General features: G+C 68.2%; 14 protein-coding genes. 13 read left to right on the forward strand and 1 reads right to left on the reverse strand.

The features are described from left to right. Positions 1-3: 3 nt before the first annotated feature. From QOZ81_RS14450 to QOZ81_RS14500, 11 genes are all read left to right on the forward strand, one after another. A complete protein-coding gene (locus QOZ81_RS14450) occupies positions 4-3,003 on the forward strand; it encodes a TAT-variant-translocated molybdopterin oxidoreductase (RefSeq protein WP_291204779.1) in 3,000 nt (999 codons plus the stop codon). After that, entirely contained in the window at positions 2,993-4,396 is a 1,404-nt protein-coding gene (gene nrfD / locus QOZ81_RS14455) for an NrfD/PsrC family molybdoenzyme membrane anchor subunit (RefSeq protein ID WP_291204776.1), read from the forward strand. Before QOZ81_RS14450 ends, nrfD begins: the two co-directional genes overlap by 11 nt. Then, on the forward strand, positions 4,389-5,531 hold the full coding sequence (locus QOZ81_RS14460; RefSeq protein ID WP_291204773.1) for a quinol:electron acceptor oxidoreductase subunit ActD: 1,143 nt from the start codon (positions 4,389-4,391) through the stop codon (positions 5,529-5,531). The genes nrfD and QOZ81_RS14460 overlap by 8 nt, the downstream gene beginning before the upstream one ends. Beyond that, positions 5,528-6,676: a hypothetical protein gene (locus QOZ81_RS14465; protein WP_291204770.1), complete on the forward strand. Its 1,149-nt coding sequence runs from the start codon at positions 5,528-5,530 to the stop codon at positions 6,674-6,676. The genes QOZ81_RS14460 and QOZ81_RS14465 overlap by 4 nt, the downstream gene beginning before the upstream one ends. Continuing rightward, positions 6,673-7,371, forward strand: a complete 699-nt coding sequence (locus QOZ81_RS14470; protein WP_291204767.1) for a c-type cytochrome — start codon at positions 6,673-6,675, stop codon at positions 7,369-7,371. Before QOZ81_RS14465 ends, QOZ81_RS14470 begins: the two co-directional genes overlap by 4 nt. A 4-nt stretch (positions 7,372-7,375) precedes the next feature. Next, complete coding sequence (locus QOZ81_RS14475; RefSeq protein WP_291204764.1) at positions 7,376-8,188, forward strand: SCO family protein; 813 nt, start codon at positions 7,376-7,378, stop codon at positions 8,186-8,188. After that, a complete protein-coding gene (locus QOZ81_RS14480) occupies positions 8,185-9,807 on the forward strand; it encodes a cytochrome c oxidase subunit I (RefSeq protein WP_291204761.1) in 1,623 nt (540 codons plus the stop codon). Before QOZ81_RS14475 ends, QOZ81_RS14480 begins: the two co-directional genes overlap by 4 nt. A 100-nt stretch (positions 9,808-9,907) precedes the next feature. After that, positions 9,908-10,510: a cytochrome c oxidase subunit 3 family protein gene (locus QOZ81_RS14485; protein WP_291204758.1), complete on the forward strand. Its 603-nt coding sequence runs from the start codon at positions 9,908-9,910 to the stop codon at positions 10,508-10,510. Between the two features lie 9 nt (positions 10,511-10,519). Continuing rightward, positions 10,520-10,819 carry a cytochrome C oxidase subunit IV family protein gene (locus QOZ81_RS14490; RefSeq protein ID WP_291204755.1) on the forward strand — a complete coding sequence of 100 codons (300 nt, stop codon included), beginning with the start codon at positions 10,520-10,522 and terminating at the stop codon, positions 10,817-10,819. 16 nt (positions 10,820-10,835) lie between these two features. Continuing rightward, complete coding sequence (gene coxB / locus QOZ81_RS14495; protein WP_291204752.1) at positions 10,836-11,783, forward strand: cytochrome c oxidase subunit II; 948 nt, start codon at positions 10,836-10,838, stop codon at positions 11,781-11,783. Between the two features lie 16 nt (positions 11,784-11,799). After that, a complete protein-coding gene (locus QOZ81_RS14500) occupies positions 11,800-12,687 on the forward strand; it encodes a protoheme IX farnesyltransferase (RefSeq protein WP_291207581.1) in 888 nt (295 codons plus the stop codon). Between the two features lie 5 nt (positions 12,688-12,692). On the opposite strand, the gene QOZ81_RS14505 is transcribed toward QOZ81_RS14500, so the two are convergent. Next, positions 12,693-13,454, reverse strand: a complete 762-nt coding sequence (locus QOZ81_RS14505) for a hypothetical protein (protein ID WP_291204749.1) — start codon at positions 13,452-13,454, stop codon at positions 12,693-12,695. A 243-nt stretch (positions 13,455-13,697) separates the two neighbouring features. On the opposite strand from QOZ81_RS14505, the gene QOZ81_RS14510 reads away from it, so the two are divergent. Continuing rightward, complete coding sequence (locus tag QOZ81_RS14510; RefSeq protein ID WP_300714913.1) at positions 13,698-17,102, forward strand: hypothetical protein; 3,405 nt, start codon at positions 13,698-13,700, stop codon at positions 17,100-17,102. Between the two features lie 330 nt (positions 17,103-17,432). Next, positions 17,433-18,296, forward strand: a complete 864-nt coding sequence (gene panB / locus QOZ81_RS14515; RefSeq protein ID WP_291204743.1) for a 3-methyl-2-oxobutanoate hydroxymethyltransferase — start codon at positions 17,433-17,435, stop codon at positions 18,294-18,296. Positions 18,297-18,308: the final 12 nt, after the last annotated feature.

Genomic DNA, 18,308 nt, shown 5'->3' on the forward strand with positions numbered 1-18,308 from the left:
CCGATGAAGACACGACTTCCCGAACATGGCCCCCTCGAGACCCCGCGATTCTGGCGGACCCTCGAGGAACGCCTCGAGACGCCCGAAGCCCAGGCTGCGGCCCACGACGAGTTCCTGCCGGGCGCGGTCCCCAGCGCCTTTGACGATGTCCATGGCCTGCCCGTCCAGAGCGGCTTCTCCCGCCGCGACTTCCTCGGCCTGGTGAGCGCCACGGCGGCCCTGGCCGCCACCGTGGCCTGCGACCGCAAGGGCCAGGGCACCGTGGTGCCCTACACCAAGCGCCCCCTGGAGGTCGTGCCCGGCGTGGCCAACTACTACGCCAGCGGCACCCATGAAGGCCGGCGGGTCTATCCCGTCCTGGTGAAGACGCGGGAGGGCCGGCCCATCCACCTCACGGGCAACGACGAGCACCCCGGCGTGAAGGGCAAGACCAGCCCCCGCACCCTGGCCGACGTGCTGCGCCTCTACGATCCCGACCGGCTCCGCGCTCCCAAGGCCGAGGGCCGGACCATCGGCTGGGCCGAGGCCGAGAGCCAGCTCCACAGCTCGTTGCGCTCCGCCAAGTCCTCAGGCAAGGCCGTGCTGCTGATCTCCCCCGCCGTGGTCTCCCCCAGCCGGAAGGCCCTGCTGGCGGACCTCAAGGCCGCCCTGCCCACCCTGGAGCACCTGGCCTATGAGCCTGCGGCCGGCGATGCCGCCGAGGAGGCCGCCAAGGCCAGCTTCGGCCAGTCCGTGGATGTGCAACCCCGGCTCGCCAAGGCCAAGGTCATCCTCTCCCTGGGAGCCGATTTCCTCAACGGCGAGGATCCCGAGGCGCTGGGCGCCTGGGGCGCCCAGCGGAGGTTGAAGAGCGCGAAGGACGAGATCAACCGCCTGTGGGTCCTGGAGGGACCCCTGACGCTGACCGGCACCAACGCGGATGTGCGGGTGCCCGTGTCGCCTTCACGGATCGGCGCCATCGCTTTCGCGCTGGCGAAGGAACTGGCCGCTAAAGGTTCCGCTTTGCCCGCAGGCGCGGACTTGTCCGCGATCTCGGCGGGCGCGCCCGCCGAGCTTGGGGGGAACACCAAACTCTGGACGAACCTGCTCAAGGATCTCCAGCATGCGGGCCGCCAGGCCGTGGTGCTCTGCGGGGCCCAGATGCCCGCCGAGGCCCACCAGGCTGCCCACCTGCTGAACGCCATGCTGGGTTCCGAGGGCGTGGCCGTTCGCGCCGCCGAGCCACTGGCCACGGTCAGGGACCTGGACACCGCCGTGAAGGCCATGGCCGAAGGGCGCTACGCCGCCGCGATCTTCTGGGACGTGAACCCTGCCTTCACCTTCCCGAGGGCCTCGGCCTGGAAGCAGGCCGCCACCAAGGTGCCGTTCCGCGCCTGGATCGGCCAGGTGGAGGACGAGACCTCGGCCCAGTGCCAGGTCCTGCTGCCCGAGAGCCACTGGCTGGAGAGCTGGGGCGACTTCAGCACCCCGGGCGCCGCCGTCCTCCAGCAGCCCACCGTGGGCACCCTCTATGACACCCGTCAGGGCGAGGACATCCTCCTCGGCGCGCTGAAGGCCCTCGGCGCCTCCGCCCCGGACGGCTACCACGCCTACCTGAAGGCCCGCTGGCAGAAGAGCCTGCCCGTCGTCACCTCCTTCGAGCAGGCCCTCCACGATGGCCTCGTGAAAGTCGAGGACAAGGCCCCCGCGCCCGCCTTCAAGGGGGCCTCCGTGGCCGCCGCCGCGAAGAAGGCCGCCGCCTCGCGGGCCGAGGGCCTGGAGCTGGTGCTCGTGCCGGGCTTCGCCACCCACGATGGGCGCCACGCCAACAACAGCTGGCTGCAGGAGACTCCGGACCCCATCACCAAGATGACCTGGGACAACCCGGTGGCCCTGTCCGTGCAGGATGCGCAGGCGCTGGGCATCCAGGAGGGCGACTGGGTCAGCCTCAGCCTCGGGGAGACCACCCTGCGGCTTCCTGCCGTCCTCCAGCCCGGCCAGGCCAAGGGCGTGCTCACGCTGGCCCTCGGCTACGGCCGCGGCACCGGTGGCGTCGCCAAGGGCGTGGGCGTCAACGCCTTCCCCCTGATGGGCCTGGATCCGGCCAGCGCGAACCTCGTCCGGGGGGTGCGCCTCGCCAAGGCCGGCGGCAGGAAGGAGCTCTCCCGCACCCAGAGCCACCACCGCATGGAGGGTCGCGACATCGTCCGCTCGCTCACCATGGACGAGTTCGAGCACCACCCGCAGGGGCACCACCACGTGCCCGAGCTGGTCACGCTGTATGAGGACCAGAAGTTCCCCGATCACAAGTGGGGCATGGTCATCGACCTGGCGGCCTGCACCGGGTGTTCGGCCTGCGTGGTGGCCTGCCAGTCGGAGAACAACGTGCCCGTGGTGGGCCCCGAGCAGGTGTCCCGTGGCCGCGAGATGCACTGGATCCGCATCGACCGCTACTACGAGGGCGAGCTGGAGAACCCCAAGGTGGTGCACCAGCCCATGCTCTGCCAGCACTGCGACCATGCGCCCTGTGAGAACGTCTGCCCGGTGAACGCCACCAACCACAGCCCCGACGGCCTCAACCAGATGGCCTACAACCGCTGCGTGGGCACCCGCTACTGCGCCAACAACTGCCCCTACAAGGTGCGTCGCTTCAACTTCCTGGAGTACACCGCCTACAAGACCGAGCCCGAGACCCTGGTGAACAACCCCGAGGTCACGGTCCGTCCCCGCGGCGTCATGGAGAAGTGCTCCTTCTGCGTGCAGCGCATCCAGGACGTGAAGATCCGCGCCAAGGGCGAGGGCCGCGGCATCCTCGACGGCGAGATCACCACCGCCTGCATGGCCGGCTGCGCCGCCGACGCCATCGTCTTCGGCGACCTGAAGGATCCCAAGAGCAAGGTCGCCCAGCTGGTGGCCGCGAGCCGGGCCTACAAGGTGCTGGAGGAGATCGGCGCCAGGCCGGCCATCACCTACCTGGCCGATCTGAAGAACCCCGCCGTCGAGGGAGGCTCCCATGCGCACTGACGCCGCCCAGGCCGGCGCCATCCCGGAGGCCCTGCTGGAGCCCGCGCTCACGGTGGGCGTGGTCACCCCCGGCAGCCTCGACGACCAGGTCCTGGCCTTCCCCGAGATCAAGCCCCCCAGGCAGTGGTATGTCGGCCTGGCCATCACCCTGACGGCACTCTTCATCGGGCTCAGCTTCATCGGCTACACCTTCGTGAAGGGCATCGGCGCCTGGGGCAACAACAGCCCCGTGTTCTGGGCCTTCGACATCATCAACTTCGTGTTCTGGGTGGGCATCGGCCACGCCGGCACGCTGATCTCGGCGATCCTCTTCCTCTTCCGCAAGCGCTGGCGCAACGCCATCGCCCGCTTCGCCGAGGCCATGACCATCTTCGCGGTCATGTGCGCCGTGGTCTTCCCCCTGATCCACATCGGCCGGCCCTGGCTGGCCTATTGGCTCTTCCCCTACCCGAACCAGCGCGCCCTCTGGACCAACTTCCGATCCCCGCTGCTCTGGGACGTCTTCGCGGTGAACACCTACTTCTCCGTGTCCCTGATGTTCTGGTACCTGGGCCTGATCCCCGACATCGCCTCCATGCGCGACCGGACCACCAGCAAGCTGCGCAAGGTCATCTACACCATCCTGGCCCTGGGCTGGCGCGGCGCCGCCCGGCACTGGCAGCACTACGAGAAGGCCTACCTGCTGCTGGCGGGCCTGGCCACGGGCCTGGTGCTCTCCGTGCATTCCGTGGTGAGCTTCGACTTCGCCACTTCCGTGGTGCCCGGCTGGCACATGACCATCTTCCCGCCCTACTTCGTGGCGGGCGCCATCTTCGCCGGCTTCTCCATGGTGGTGATCGTGCTGGTGGTGGTGCGCGAGACCATGCAGCTGAAGAACCTGATCACCGTCCGCCACCTCGACGTGATGAACAAGGTGATCCTCGCCATGAGCTGCATCATGGGCTACAGCTACATGATGGAGGGCTTCACGGCCTGGTACTCCATGAACGAGTTCCTGCACCACGGCTTCATGAACATCATCTCCGGCACCTACGGCTGGGCGGGCTGGCTCACCATCTTCTGCAACATCCTCTTCCCCCAGATCCTCTGGTTCAGGAAGGCCCGCACCAGCTACTTCTGGATGATCCTGGTGGCCCTGGGCGTCACGGTGGGCATGTGGTTCGAGCGCTTCGTGATCATCGTGATCTCGCTGCACCAGGACTACCTGCCCTCCGCGTGGCGCATCTACCAGCCCACCATGACGGACTTCGGCATCCTGCTGGGCACCTTCGGCCTCTTCTTCACCATGGTCCTGCTCTTCGCCCGGGTCCTGCCGGTCATCGCGACCACGGAAGTGAAGGCGATCCTGCCGGACGCGCAGCCTTCTCACCATGGAGATGACCACCATGTCTGAGACCTCATTCGCCGTCCTCGGCATCTTCGACACGCCCAACGCCCTGATGGCGGCCATCCCCAAGGCCCGCGCCGCCAAGCTCGGCACCGTCGAGGCCTACACGCCCTATCCCATCCATGGCATCGACGAGGCCCTGGGCCTGCGAAAGTCGCCCCTGGGCGGCATGGTGCTGGTCATGGGCATCATCGGCGCGCTCACCGCCTTCGGCTTCCAGTACTGGATCAGCGCCGTCGACTACCCGATCATCACCGGCGGCAAGCCCGCCGGCTCCTGGGAAGCCTTCATCCCCATCATGTTCGAAGTGACGGTGCTCTTCGCCACCTTCACGGCGGGCCTCGGGATGCTGTTCCTGCTCAACAAGCTGCCCTTCTTCGGGCACCCGGTGCTGTCCTCGAAGGCCATCACGGGCATCACCCGGGACCGCTATGTCCTGGCCCTGGAGGCCGAGGACGAGGGCTTCGACAGCGCCGCCGCCGCCCAGGCCCTGCGGGCCGCGGGCGCCGTCGAAGTGGAGGTGCTGCCCGCCCCCGATCGCAGCCCCTTCCTCACCAGCGACTTCATCCTGCGCACCCTGGGCGGCATCTTCGTGGCCTGCTTGGTGGCGGGCATCGCGATCTACAGCCTCACCAAGTGGTTCCCCATCCTGAAGCCCATGGTCTACATGCAGGACCAGCCCCGCCTCAATGCCCAGAAGGCGTCGACCTTCTTCAAGGACGGCCACGGCATGCAGAAGCCCGTGCCCGGCACCGTGGCCCGGGGCTACCTGCCCACCGCCACGGGTACCCAGGAGGCCGCCGCCGCCCTCATCAATCCCCTGCCCCGCACCCAGGAGGTCTTCGCCCTGGGCCGCAAGGTCTTCACCACCCGCTGTGAGGTCTGCCACGGCGCCGTCGGCAACGGCTCCGGCAGCCTGACCGCGGCCTACGGGGCCAAGGCCGGCAACCTGCAGTCCCAGCAGTTCCGGGACTACCCGGACGGCAAGATCTACTGGGCCATCGTCAACGGGAAGAATGCCATGCCCTCCCACGCCCCCTACCTCTCCGAGCGGGAGCGCTGGGCCGTGGTGCACTACGTGCGCGCCCTGCAGCGCGCCCAGAACGCCAAGGACGAGGACCTGAAGGTGGTCACCCCATGAGCCAGAACAAGCACGCCTCCACCCTCATCTGGGGCGCCACGGCGCTCGGCGCCCTGGGCGTCGCCGGCACCTATGCGGCGGCCGGTCCCGAGCGCTTCTGGGCCAACTGGATCCTCTGGTTCGTCCTGATGTTCACCCTGGGCCTCGGCTCCCTCTTCATCGTGGCCCTCGAGCACCTAGTGAGCGCCCGCTGGAGCGTGCCCATCCGCCGCATCCCCGAGCGCCTGGCCACCTTGCTGCTGCCCGCCATCCCCGTGGGCCTCATCGCCCTGGGCGCCATCCCCGTGCTCTACCCCGGCGCCCGGCCCGAGGCGGCCCACCACCCGATCCTGGCCGGCAAGGCCTTCTGGCTGAGCCTGCCCTTCTTCTCCGTGCGCACCCTGATCGCCTTCGGCCTCTGCCTCCTGGGCCTGGCCATGCTGGTGGGGGGCTCGCTGAAGCAGGACGGCTCCAAGGACCCCGCGTTCAACGTCCGCGCCCGGAAGTTCGCCCCAGCCTTCATGGCGATCTTCGCCCTGGTCATCACCCTCATCGCCTTCGACTGGATCTCGGGCCTGACGCCCGAGTGGTACAGCGACATCTTCGGGGTCTACGTCTTCGCCGGCGCCTTCCTCAGCGGCCTGGCGGCCACGGCGCTGTCCGTGCTCTACCTCCAGGACCGGAACCGCCTGGAGGGCGTGAAGGGCGACCACCTCTACAACCTGGGCGCCTTCCTCTTCGGCTTCACCGTGTTCTGGTCCTACATCGGCTTCGCCCAGTACATGCTGATGTGGTACGCGAACCTGCCGGATGAAGTCATCTACTACAAGATCCGCCTGGCGGGCGCCTGGCGCGCCATCACCATCTCCTTGGCCTTCCTGCACTTCATCCTGCCCTTCTTCGCCCTGGTGACCCGGGACTCGAAGAAGGATCCCAGGCGCATGCGCCGCGTGGCCTTCCTGATGCTCGGCGCCCACGTGCTGGACATGTACTGGCTCATCTTCCCCGCGCTCGGCGCCAAGCCGCTCTTCTCCTGGCCCGAGCTCAGCTTCGCCCTCTTCTTCATCGGCGGGATCCTCCTCTGGGTCCGCGGCGCCATGCAGAAGGGCGAGGACATGCCCGTCGGCGATCCCTTCCTCCGCGAGGGTCTGGAGTTCCGGCTATGAAGCTCAACGACTACCTCTCTCCCGAAGAGTTGAAGCGCCTCGCCTCCGCCCTGCTGGTGGTGCTGGGCTTCATCGCCATCGCCGCCTTTTTCGGCTTCACCGTGGTGCCTGGCCTGCGCTACCAGGCCCACACCACCGACACCTCCGTCCAGGCCGTGCAGGGCGAGACCGGCTGGCTGGATCCCACGGAATACCCCGCTGTGGCCCGGGAGGTCATCCCCCCCATCGACCCCAGGACCGTCATGACCCCCAATCCCGAACTCCTGGCCCGGGGCAAGGCGCTCTTCGACCAGAACTGCGCCACCTGCCACGGCGCGGAAGGCAAGGGCGATGGCGCCGCCGGCAAGGGGCTCAATCCCAGGCCCCGCAACTTCTCCGAGAAGGCGGGCTGGAAGAACGGCACGCGGATCGAGGACATCTACAAGACCCTGGACGAGGGCATCAAGGGCAGCTCCATGGTGTCCTACAACTACCTGCGCAAGAAGGACCGCATGGCCCTGGCGCATGCGGTGCAGGCCATGGGCTCCTTCGACCACGGCGCCAGCGACCCCAGGGCCCTCGCCAGCCTGGAGAAGCTCTTCGCCAGCGCCGGCGAGGTCATCCCCAACCGCATTCCCGTGAGCCGCGCCGTGACCATCCTCTGCCGCGAATATGCGGAAGCCCGTCCCCAGCCCGCCCCATCGACCATCCGCTGAGCCCATGACCAAGCCCTCGCTTCGACAGTTCCTCCTCACCTTCACGCTCACGGCCATGGCCCTGAGTCCGACGATGATGAAGGCCCAATCCCCGGCCCCGACTTTCACCGCGGAAGAGGTGGGCATCAACGAGAAGCTGGGCGCCACCATCCCCCTCGACCTTGAGCTGAAGGACGAGGATGGCAAACGCGTCACCCTGCGCCAGCTCATCGACAAGCCCACCATCCTGACCCTCAACTACTTCCGCTGTGCCGGCATCTGCACGCCGCAGCTCGGGGGCGTCGCTGAGGTCATCAACCGCACGGAGGCCGTGCCCGGCCGGGACTTCCAGGTGCTCACCGTGAGCTTCGACGAGCGGGACGAGCCCGAGGTCGCCGCCCAGAAGCGCACCAACTACCTGGGCGAGATCAAGCGGCCCATGCCGCCCGCCGCCTGGCGCTTCCTGACGGGACCCGGGGCCACCACCAGGGCCCTGGCGGACGCCGTGGGGTTCAAGTTCAAGCGCGACAAGGATGACTTCATCCACGCCGCCGCCATCATCTTCCTCAGTCCGAAAGGACAGGTGACCCGCTACATGTACGGCGTCACCTACCTGCCCGCCGACGTGCAGCTGGCGGCCCAGGAGGCGGCCCGGGGCGAGGCCCAGCCCACCATCAACAAGTTCCTGAAGTTCTGTTTCAGCTATGACCCCGTCGGGCGCAGGTACGTCCTGAACACCACCACCATCGGCGCCACGTTCATCATTCTGGGCGCACTGGTCTTCGTGTTCGCGCTGACCCGCCGCGGGCGCAGGACCCAGTCAGAGGAGGGCCAATGAGCACGCATGCTTCCACGGCGCAGCCGAGCTACCTGGTGGACACCGGGACGCGCAAGGGCCTCCTGGCCTGGCTGACCACCACGGACCACAAGCGCATCGGGCTGCTCTACCTCTACTCGACCATCACGTTCTTCTTCGTCGCCGTCGGCGTCGCCTTCGTGATGCGCCTGGTGCAGCTGACCACCTTCCAGAAGCTGATCTCGGCCCAGACCTACAACGCCCTCTTCACGCTCCACGGCGTGATCATGATCTTCCTGTTCATCATCCCGGGCATTCCGGCGGTCTTCGGGAATTTCTTCCTGCCGATCCTGATCGGCGCGAAGGACGTGTCCTTCCCCAGGCTGAACCTCGCCTCCTGGTACTTCTACATGGCCGGGGCCATCCTGGCGGTGCTCTCCCTCTTCACCGGCGGCGGCGCGCCTGACACCGGCTGGACCTTCTACGCGCCCTTCAGCCTGAAGACCGGCACCAACGTCAGCCTGGCGGTCTTCGCGGCCTTCATCCTGGGCTTCTCGTCCATGCTCACGGGCATCAACTTCGTCACCACCATCCACCGCCTGCGGGCGCCCGGCATGAAGTGGTTCCGGATGCCCCTGATGTGCTGGGCCCTCTACTCCACCGCCTGGATCCAGCTCCTGGCCACCCCCATCGTGGCCATCACCCTGGTGCTGGTCATCCTGGAGCGCTTCTTCGGCATCGGCATCTTCGACCCCGCCAAGGGCGGCGACCCTCTGCTCTACCAGCACCTCTTCTGGATCTACTCACACCCGGCGGTCTACATCATGATCCTGCCGGCCATGGGCGTGATCTCCGAGATCCTGCCCACCTTCACCAAGCGCCCCATCTTCGGCTACAAGGCCATCGCCTTCAGCTCCATGTCCATCGCCGCCGTGGGCAGCCTGGTCTGGGCCCACCACATGTTCACGTCGGGCATGAGCAACACGGCCCAGATCGTCTTCTCCCTGCTCACCATGGTCGTGGCCGTGCCCAGCGCCATCAAGGTCTTCAACTGGGTGAGCACCCTCTACAAGGGCAGCATCGACTTCCAGCCGCCCCTGCTCTTCACCATGACCTTCATCTTCCTGTTCTGCATCGGCGGCCTGACGGGGGTCATGCAGGGGGCCCTGGCCATCAATGTGCACATCCACGACACCTACTTCATCGTGGGGCACTTCCACTACGTGATGTTCGGGGGCACCGGCATGGCCCTCTTCGCGGCCCTGCTCTACTGGTTCCCCAAGATGTGGGGGCGGATGTATTCCAAGAAGGCCATCTACGTGGCCTGGTTCCCCATGTTCATCGGCTTCAACATGCTCTACTTCGGCATGATGATCGCGGGGGTGCTCGGCATGCCCCGGCGCTACTACGTGCATCTGCCGCAGTACCACACGCTGCACATCGTCATGACGGTGGGCAGCTGGTTCCTGATCCTGGGCCTCCTGATCTTCTTCGGCACCCTGCTGCGGGCGATCTTCAAGGGCCCCAAGGCCGAGGACAACCCCTGGGGTGGCGTCACCCTGGAGTGGACCATTCCCAGCCCGCCGCCCCTGGAGAACTTCGAAGAGATCCCCACCATCACCCACGGCCCCTACCACTTCGAGCAGCAGGAGGCGAGATGAGCGCCCCCTACATTGATTTCATGATTCCCTCCTCGCCGGGGGCCGGCTTCGCGGGCTCCACTGGAGCCCACTCCGCCACCCGGCGGTCGGGAGGTGCGGAATGACAGGGCACGTTCACCGCGACGACTTCGGCGCGCGTCTGGGCATGTGGCTGTTCCTGGTCACCGAGATGGTGCTCTTCGGCGGCCTCTTCATCGGCTACTCCTACATGCGCTACCGCTACCCCGCCGAGTTCCACCATGGGGGCGGCGAGCTGAACGCCACGCTGGGCATCATCAACACCGTGGTCCTGCTCACCAGCAGCCTCACGGTGGTGCTGGCCATCGTGGCCATCCAGCGGGCCGAGAAGAAGCGGGCCATGGCCTTCCTGGGGACCACCCTGGCCCTGGGCCTCACTTTCCTGGTGATCAAGGGCTTCGAATGGGGCGCCAAGTTCCACCACGGCATCTACCCCAACTCCCACCACCTGGCCACCCTGCCTCCCGGGGAACAGGTCTTCTTCGGCCTCTACTTCACGATGACCGGCCTGCACGGCGTCCACGTCATCGTGGGCCTCGGGGTGCTGAGCGTCATGCTCTGGTGGGTGGCCACAGACCGCGTCCGCCAGGACCGGTACGTCCACCTGGAGAACAGCGGCCTCTACTGGCATCTCGTGGACGTGATCTGGATCTTCCTCCTCCCGCTGTTCTACCTGGCCGCGTAAGGGCATCCCATGAGCGAACACGCCGCACATCCCACCGAGCACGCCGAGCACCCCGGCTACGGCACCTTCATCAAGATCTGGGTGATTCTGGTGGTGCTCACCGGCTGCCTGGTGGGGGTCAGCCACCTGGGCCAGACCGCCGCCGTCTGGGGCCTGCTCACCCTGACCCCGCTCAAGGCCGGCCTGGTCTTCTACTACTTCATGCATTTGAAATACGAGGGGCCACTCTTCAAGGTCGTGGTCCTGGTGACCCTGGGCACGCTGCTGATCTTCTTCGCCCTGCTGTTCTCCGACGTCGCTTTCCGCTGAGGCTCCCATGGATTGGATGAACCAAGCCGCCGTATCGGCCCAGAAGTCCGACGCGGTCTTCTTCTACGTGTTCGGGCTGTCGGTGGTCTTCCTGATCGGCATCACGACGCTGATGATCTACTTCGTGGTGCGCTACAGCAAGAAGCGCCACCCGGTGGCCTCTCAGATCGACGGCCACGTGGGCCTGGAGATCGTCTGGACGGTCATCCCCCTCGTGATGTTCCTGTCGATCTTCTACTACGGCTGGACCAACTACGAGTACATGAACCAGGCCCCCCGGGATGCCATGGCCGTGAAGGTGACCGCCCGCCAGTGGAGCTGGTCCTTCGAATACCCCAACGGCAAGCAGAGCCGGGTGCTCTTCGCCCCCATGGGCAAGCCCATGAAGATGGAGGTGCGCAGCGCCGACGTGGTGCACGGCTTCTTCGTGCCCTCCTTCCGCATCAAGATCGACGCCGTGCCCAGCCGCACCAACACCACCTGGTTCCAGGCCACCAAGGTGGGCTCGTACGACATCGAGTGCACCGTCATCTGCGGGGTGGATCACAGCCTCATGCTGAGCAAGGTCATCGTGGTGCCCGAGGATGAGTTCAAGGCCTGGTACTTCGGGGGCGAGGATGCCCCCGAGCCCGGCAAGAGCTTCCGTGCCGCCGAGGCCCACCCCGACCTCAAGGGCATGCCCCAGGGCCTGGCCGTGCTCACGGCCAAGGGCTGCCTCGCCTGCCACTCCGTGGACGGCAAGCCCAAGGTGGGCCCCACCCTGAAGGCCCTCTACGGCCGCGAAGAGCAGGTCCTCATGGCCGGCACCATGAAGGTGGTCCAGGTGGATGACGCCTACCTGCGGCGATCCATCACGAACCCCACTGATCAGGTGGTCCGCGGCTACCCGAACGCCATGCCCAGGACACAGCTCACCGAACAGGAGCTGGACGAGGTCGTGCGCTACATCAAGACCTTGAACTAGGAGCGTACCCTTGAGCGTGGCCGCCCTTCCCGCCTCGAAATCCCACCCGGTCTCGACCTTCCTGGAGCTGACCAAGCTCCGCATCTCGGGCGCGTCCACCTTCACGGCGGCGGCGGGCTACGTGGCCTTCCTCCGCGGCGCGGACCTGGGCCTGGTGACGACGCTCCTGGGCATCCTGCTGCTGGCCATGGGCAGCAGCGCCCTGAATGAAGTGCAGGAGCACCGCTTCGATGCCCTGATGCCCCGCACGGCGAACCGGCCCATCCCCCGGGGGGACCTGTCCCCGGCCCAGGCTGCGGTCATCGCCACGGTGATGGCCGTCTGCGGCTTCCTGGTGCTGTGGCTCGCCCACAACCTCACCTCGGCCCTGCTCGGGGCCCTGGCCATGGGCTGGTACAACGGCTTCTACACCCCCCTGAAGCGCGTCAGCGCCTTCGCCGTGGTGCCGGGCTCCCTCATCGGCGCGCTGCCGCCCGCCATCGGCTGGACGGCCGCCGGCGGCAGCCTGGCCGACCCCTCGGTGCTGGCCCTCGCCTTCGTCTTCTTCATCTGGCAGGTGCCCCACTTCTGGCTGCTGGTGGGCCTCCACGCCGAGGGCTACGAGGAGGCCGGCTATCCCACCCTGGTGAGCGTCTTCGGGCGCCCCCGGCTGTCGCGCCTCACCTTCACCTGGACCTGCGGCACCGCCGCCGCTTGCGGCCTGCTGCCCATGTTTCGGGTGCTGGCATCCTGGCCTGCGGAGCTCATGCTGGGCCTCGGCGCGATCTGGCTCATCGTCGGGTCCCTGCCCCTGCTGAAGCCCGGACAGGACGCGGTGCTCTACCGCCGCGTCTTCATGAACATCAACCTGTTCGCCCTGGTGCTCACCGCCGCCGTGATCCTGGATCCCTTCTTCGCCCGCTAGCCCCTTCAGGCCGTCAGGTCGATCCGCGCCCCCTGGGCCTTCGCCCCGTCGCCATCCCGGTCTCCATCGCGGTCCCCCGAAGACGCGGGGGGCGTGGTCGAGGCGGGTGCGGTGGCTGTGGCGGGAGGAGTGGTCGGAGGCGTCACCGGGGTCGTGCTCCCGGCTTCGTGCCCACGATGGTGATGGTGGTGGCCGCGGGCCTGCTGGATCTGGCCGAAGGCCTCCTGGGCCGCGGTGAGGTCGCCCTTCTGGAGGGCCGTGGCCAGGGCGGCGAAAGGCCCCTGGGCCGTGGCACCCTGGCCCTCCCGGGACGAAGGACCGTTCCCCGGCCCCCGGGCCTGGAGTGCCGCGAAGGCGTCCCTGGCCCCGGACAGATCACCTGCCTGCAGGGCCTGCCCGAGCTGATCGAACAGGGCCTTCATCTGCTTGAAGGAACCCGCCTCAGAGGCCTCGGCCTCCTCGGTCCGGGGATGATGATGCTCCCGGCGCTGCGCCATCTGGGCGAAGGCGTCCTGGGCCGCGGCGAGGTCGCCTTTCTGCAGGGCATCCGCCAGGGCCGCGAAGGGGTTCCGGGACGCAGTGCCCCCGGGATCCTGGGATGGGGCCTCCGGTGCCGAGGCCGGGCGCAGGGCGGCAAAGGCGGTCCGCGCGGCCGAGAGGTCCCCGGCCTGGAGGGCCTGCCCCAGCTGATCGAACAGGGCTTTGCGCTGGGCCCACGAACTTGGCGGGACCGAGGTGGTGGTGGAGGTGACGCTCAGATCTGACATGACCCCTCCTTGGGTTCGGTTGGAAGGGGACTCCATTCCCATTCCTGGCGGCTCGATGTGTATCGGCCACGGCGGGGGCAAGCTTGAGAAAAATTGTCAGCACAGCCGTGTCCGGGATCCGCCTGACCTCCAGCCGGCCGCCCGAGCGGGAAGGCTCCGGCCCGGCAGAACGGTCGGCGGCCCCTGGGGTACACTCTCGGCCATGCCCCCCCACCGTCCAGCAGGAACCCCCGAGGTCCACCCGTGGATGTGACCCGTTTCCTCGGCACCCACCGCTACACCTGGCTCACCGAGCTGGGTCGGGGGGAGGGCTGCTCCTGGCACCTGATGCGGCGTGAGCTGGATGGCACCCGCTTCCTGGCGCAGCTCTGGTCTCCCCTGCCCAACGACCGCGACCTCGACCACATCCGTGACACCTACCTCGCGCGGTTCCTGGATGCCACGCCCCTGGACCCCGTCATCAGCCACCTGGGTTTCGACGGGGAGCAGGCCTGGTACCTCCAGGCGATCCAGGGCGCGCCGCTGGCCCGGCTCTGGGCCGGCTGGGGCGAGGCCCAGCGCGAGGCCCTGCTGGCACACCTCGGCGACCAGCTCGGCCGGGATCCCCACCCCCGGTTCCTGCATCCCGAGGTCATCACCTTCCGGCCCGGCCTCACCCAGGTTCCCCGGGTCATCGGCGAGGCCCCCTGGGGGCTCGAGGTGGTGGCGGGATTCCTGCCGCAGACAGCCCCGGCTCCGGCCCTGTCCGAGGATCTGCCCTGGAACCACCCGCGGGACCTCTCCGAGCCCATCGCCCGTCCCCTCCGGGGCCGCAGCCAGGAACTCCCCTACCTCAAGTCCCTCATGCTGGGCTTCAGCGCCCCCATCCCCATGGAACGCATCGTCCTGCTCCAGGGCGAAGAGGGCGTGGGCAAGGAGCACCTGGCGGCCTTCGCCTGCGCCGTGGCTGAAGGGGAAGGGATCTGGGTCCACCACCTGGCGGCCTCCGCCGACGAGTCCCCGGGGCGCTTCCTGGGTCGGCTCCTCGAGGCCCTGCTCGGCGGCAGCGAAGTGGATTTCTACGCGGAGCGGCCCGAGGCCGCCAAGACCCTCTCCCTGCGGGTCCAGGCCTTCGCCTTCCTCACCGGGGGGCGCCACGTGAACGGCCAGGAGACCGGGCCCGAGCCGGAGGAGGTCAAGGCGGCCCTGGAGGCCCTGGATTTCGCCGGCCTCCTGCATCACCGCCTCATCCACCTCTCCGGCCTGGACCGCGCCACGCCCGGCGTGCTGACCCTCATCCGGGAACTGGTCCATGCCTCCTCCCTGCCCTGGCTGCTCTCCCTCACCACCGGGGCCCAGGGGGCGGGCCTGAGACCCCTCATCGCGCAGCTGCGCGGCGAACAGGCGGCGGCGGTGGTGGGCGTGAACCGGCTGGAGGACGAGGATCTGCGCCTGGTGCTGGAGGACCTGCTGGGCCGACACGACCTGCCCGAGTCCTTCCGCACCGACCTGATCACCCAGAGCCTCGGCAATCCCGGGCTGCTCCGGAACTTCCTGGAACTGGCCCACCAGTCCGGGACCCTCACCTGGGATCGGAACCAGTGGTTCCTGGTGCCGGGCCAGCCCACGACCCTGCGGGCCGAAGAAGACCTGATGCGCCAGATCTTCCTCGGCCGCCTCCAGCGGCTGACGGCAGCCTCGGCCACCCTGGTGCGCCTGCTGGCCCTGGCCGAGCGGCCGCTGCCCACCAGCGCCCTGGGGCGGCTGCTCGGCCTCCAGGACGAGGCCCTGGAAGATGCGCTGCACGGCGCCGTGGGGTCCCGGCTGGCCCAGCTCCAGCGCGGCCACGCCCTGATCCCCGACCCGCGCTGGCGGGAGCTGGTGCTGGGCCACACGCCCCAGCCGGAGCTCAAGCGGCTGGCCCGGGCCCTGTCCGCGGCCTTCCAGGAGCAGGGCTGGGACTGCCCCGTGCCCCTGCAATCCCTGGCCTCGGACGAGGCCACGGCGCTGGCCTCGGTGCTCACCTCGCTCGACCACGCGACCAGTGGCTCCCCGGAGGAGGTGCGGCGGATCGTGGGTCAGGCCCTCCAGCTCAGGCCGGCGCCCCGGGAGGAGGCCCGTCTCCACGAGCATCTGGCGGACGCCTGGGCCGCGGGCGTCCGCCTTCCCGAGGAGGTCGCGGAGCGCTCCCCCTACGAGGAGGCCCTGCTGTCCCTGGGCCGGGCCCTCGGGGCCCTGGCCCATGGCGCCAACGACGACGAGAGCCGCCTCACCGCCGCCCGCCTCTTCCGCAAGCGGGCCACCCTGCTCCTGCGCCTGCGGCGGCCGGCCGAGGCCCAGGAGGCGCTCCAGTTCGCCTCCGAACGGCTGACCGATCACCCCCTGCATCCCGAACAGCCCCGCCTGCGCCTGGCCCTCGGGCAGCTGCACCTGCTCCAGGGCCACCTCACCAAGGGCATCCGCGCCCTGGAGGAGGGGCTGCATCCCCAGGGTGGCTTCAAGCCCCTGCCCCAGGACCAGGCGGCCCTTCTGCTCGCCCTCGGGCAGGCCCTGGCCGGCCAGTCCCAGTTCCTCCGGGCCGCCTCCATGCTGCAGTCGGCCCAGCGGATGCTCGAGCACGCCCAGGGGTTCCGCAGCCTGGTCTCCGTGCAGATCGCCCTGGCCCAGGTCCGGCTCGCACAGGGCCAGTCCGAGGCCTGCATCCACCTCCTGCGGGAGGCCCTCCAGACCGCCCGGATGCAGGGTGACACCACCCTCCAGGCCAAGGGACACCTCGCGCTCGGCATGGTCCGCAGCCTCCAGCAGTTCCTCGGCCCCGCCCTGTCCCACCTGGACCGGGCCCTGGCCCGGGCGCAGCGCCTGGGCGACGCGGCCCTGGTCTCCCTCATCCAGATCTGGCGGGCCCGCACCTTCGCCGCCATGGGCGATTCCGTGGCCGCCGACCACGCCCAGTTCGAGGCCCTGGCCACCCAGCCGCCGCTCCTGTCGCCCGAGGAGCAGGGGGACCACCTCTTCCTCCAGGGCGAGGTCGCCCGCTTCCGCAGTGCCTGGCGGGACACGGCCCGCCTCTTCCGGGCCGCGGCTGAGCACTACGAATCCACGGGCCTGCTCTGGCGCCAGCGCCTCGCCCAGCTCCGCTACAGCCAGGCCGTGGCCCGGGAGGCCCGCCAGTCGCGTCTCGAGGCTCCCGAGCAGGGCTGGGCGATCCTGGAGAACCTGAAGGGGCCCGTCGAGGGCTCCGGGTCACGGTGGCTCGACCTGGAGTGGCACCGCGCCCACGCCCTGCTGCTGTCCACGGTCCCGGCCACCGAGGCCGTGGCGCTGGAGTCGCTGGAAGCCTGGAGCGAGGTCCAGGCCGCGGCCCGGGACCTGCAGTTCCCCGCGCTGATCCTCGAGGCCAGCGCCGAGGGCGCCCAGCTGCTGCTGCAGCGGGGCGAGAAGCTGGGGGCCCGGGCCCGCATGCAGGACGCCTTCCCCAGCTTCCAGCAGCTGTGGGCCCGGCTCCCCGAGGGTCAGGAGACCAGCTTCCTGGGCCGGGAGGACCTCCACCGCTTCCGCCAGACCGTGGAGGCCGTGGGCCTCCGGTTCATCCAGCCCGAGCGGGCCGATCCGCTGGTGGACTGGACGCCCACCCAGATGAACCTGCCTGCCTTTCCCGATCCGGGATGAAAGACTTGGACAGGATTAACAAGATTAAAAGCTTGATTAACAGGATTTAAATGCAAACAATTTCAATCAACCGCAGATGTCGCAGATGTCGCAGATTCACGCAGATGAAAAATTGGAGACAGACTTTTGTGCTGGGGCTGTGACCCATCTGCGTCATCTGCGTCATCTGCGGTTTCAATGTTTGATCCTGAAATCCATCCAGCCGCGTGACGCCGAAAACAGGGTGGGTTTTTAATCCTGTTAATCCATCTTTTCAATCCCGTTAATCCTGTCTCCGCCTTTTGGTGGTTTCATAGAAGCCCCAGGCTTCGACCTTCCAGCGGAGACCCCATGAGCCACCTGCCCGCCGATTCGCGCGCCCGCATCACCCTGTCCCAAGTCCATACCTGGCATCGCTCAGGACGGAAGCTGGTGATGGTCACCGCCTATGACGCCGCCACCGCCCGCATCGCGGACGCCGCAGGGGTGGACGTCATCCTTGTGGGGGACAGCGTGGGGAATGTCTGCCTGGGCTTCGAGAACACGCTGCCCGTGAGCATGGCCATGATGAACCACCACCTGGAGGCCGTGGCCCGCACCCGCCCCAACGCCATGCTGGTGGCCGACCTGCCCTACCTGAGCTTCCACCTGAGCGTGGAGGACACCCTGCGCAATGCCGGGGGCTTCCTCCAGCGGGGAGCCCAGGCCGTGAAGCTCGAGGGGGGTGCCAAGCGCCTGCCCATGATCCACGCGCTCATCGACGCGGAGATCCCCGTCATGGGCCACCTGGGCCTCACCCCCCAGAGCGTGAACCCCATGGGCGGCTTCAAGGTGCAGGGCAAGCACAAAGCCGAGGCCCTGCGCCTGCTGGAGGATGCGCAGAAGCTGCAGGACGCGGGGTGCTTTGCCCTGGTGTTGGAAGGCATCCCGGCGGAATTGGCGGCCAAGGTCACCGAGACCATCGAGATTCCCACCATCGGCATCGGGGCCGGCCCCCACTGCTCGGGTCAGGTGCTGGTCTTCCACGATGTGCTGGGCCTGCTGCCCGGCACCTCCCCGAAATTCGTCCGACGCTATGCCGAAGGATTCGAAGACCTACGGGTCGCCTTGGCCACCTGGGCCGAGGATGTGCGGGGGGGAGGGTTCCCGGATGAGCGGGAATCCTATACCCTTCCAGAAGCCGTTCGTCCGGCTTTGACCCAGTGGCGCCCCTAGGGGCCCCCTTGG

The sequence above is a fragment of the Geothrix sp. genome (genome assembly GCF_030219325.1).
Taxonomy (GTDB): Bacteria; Acidobacteriota; Holophagae; order Holophagales; family Holophagaceae; genus Geothrix.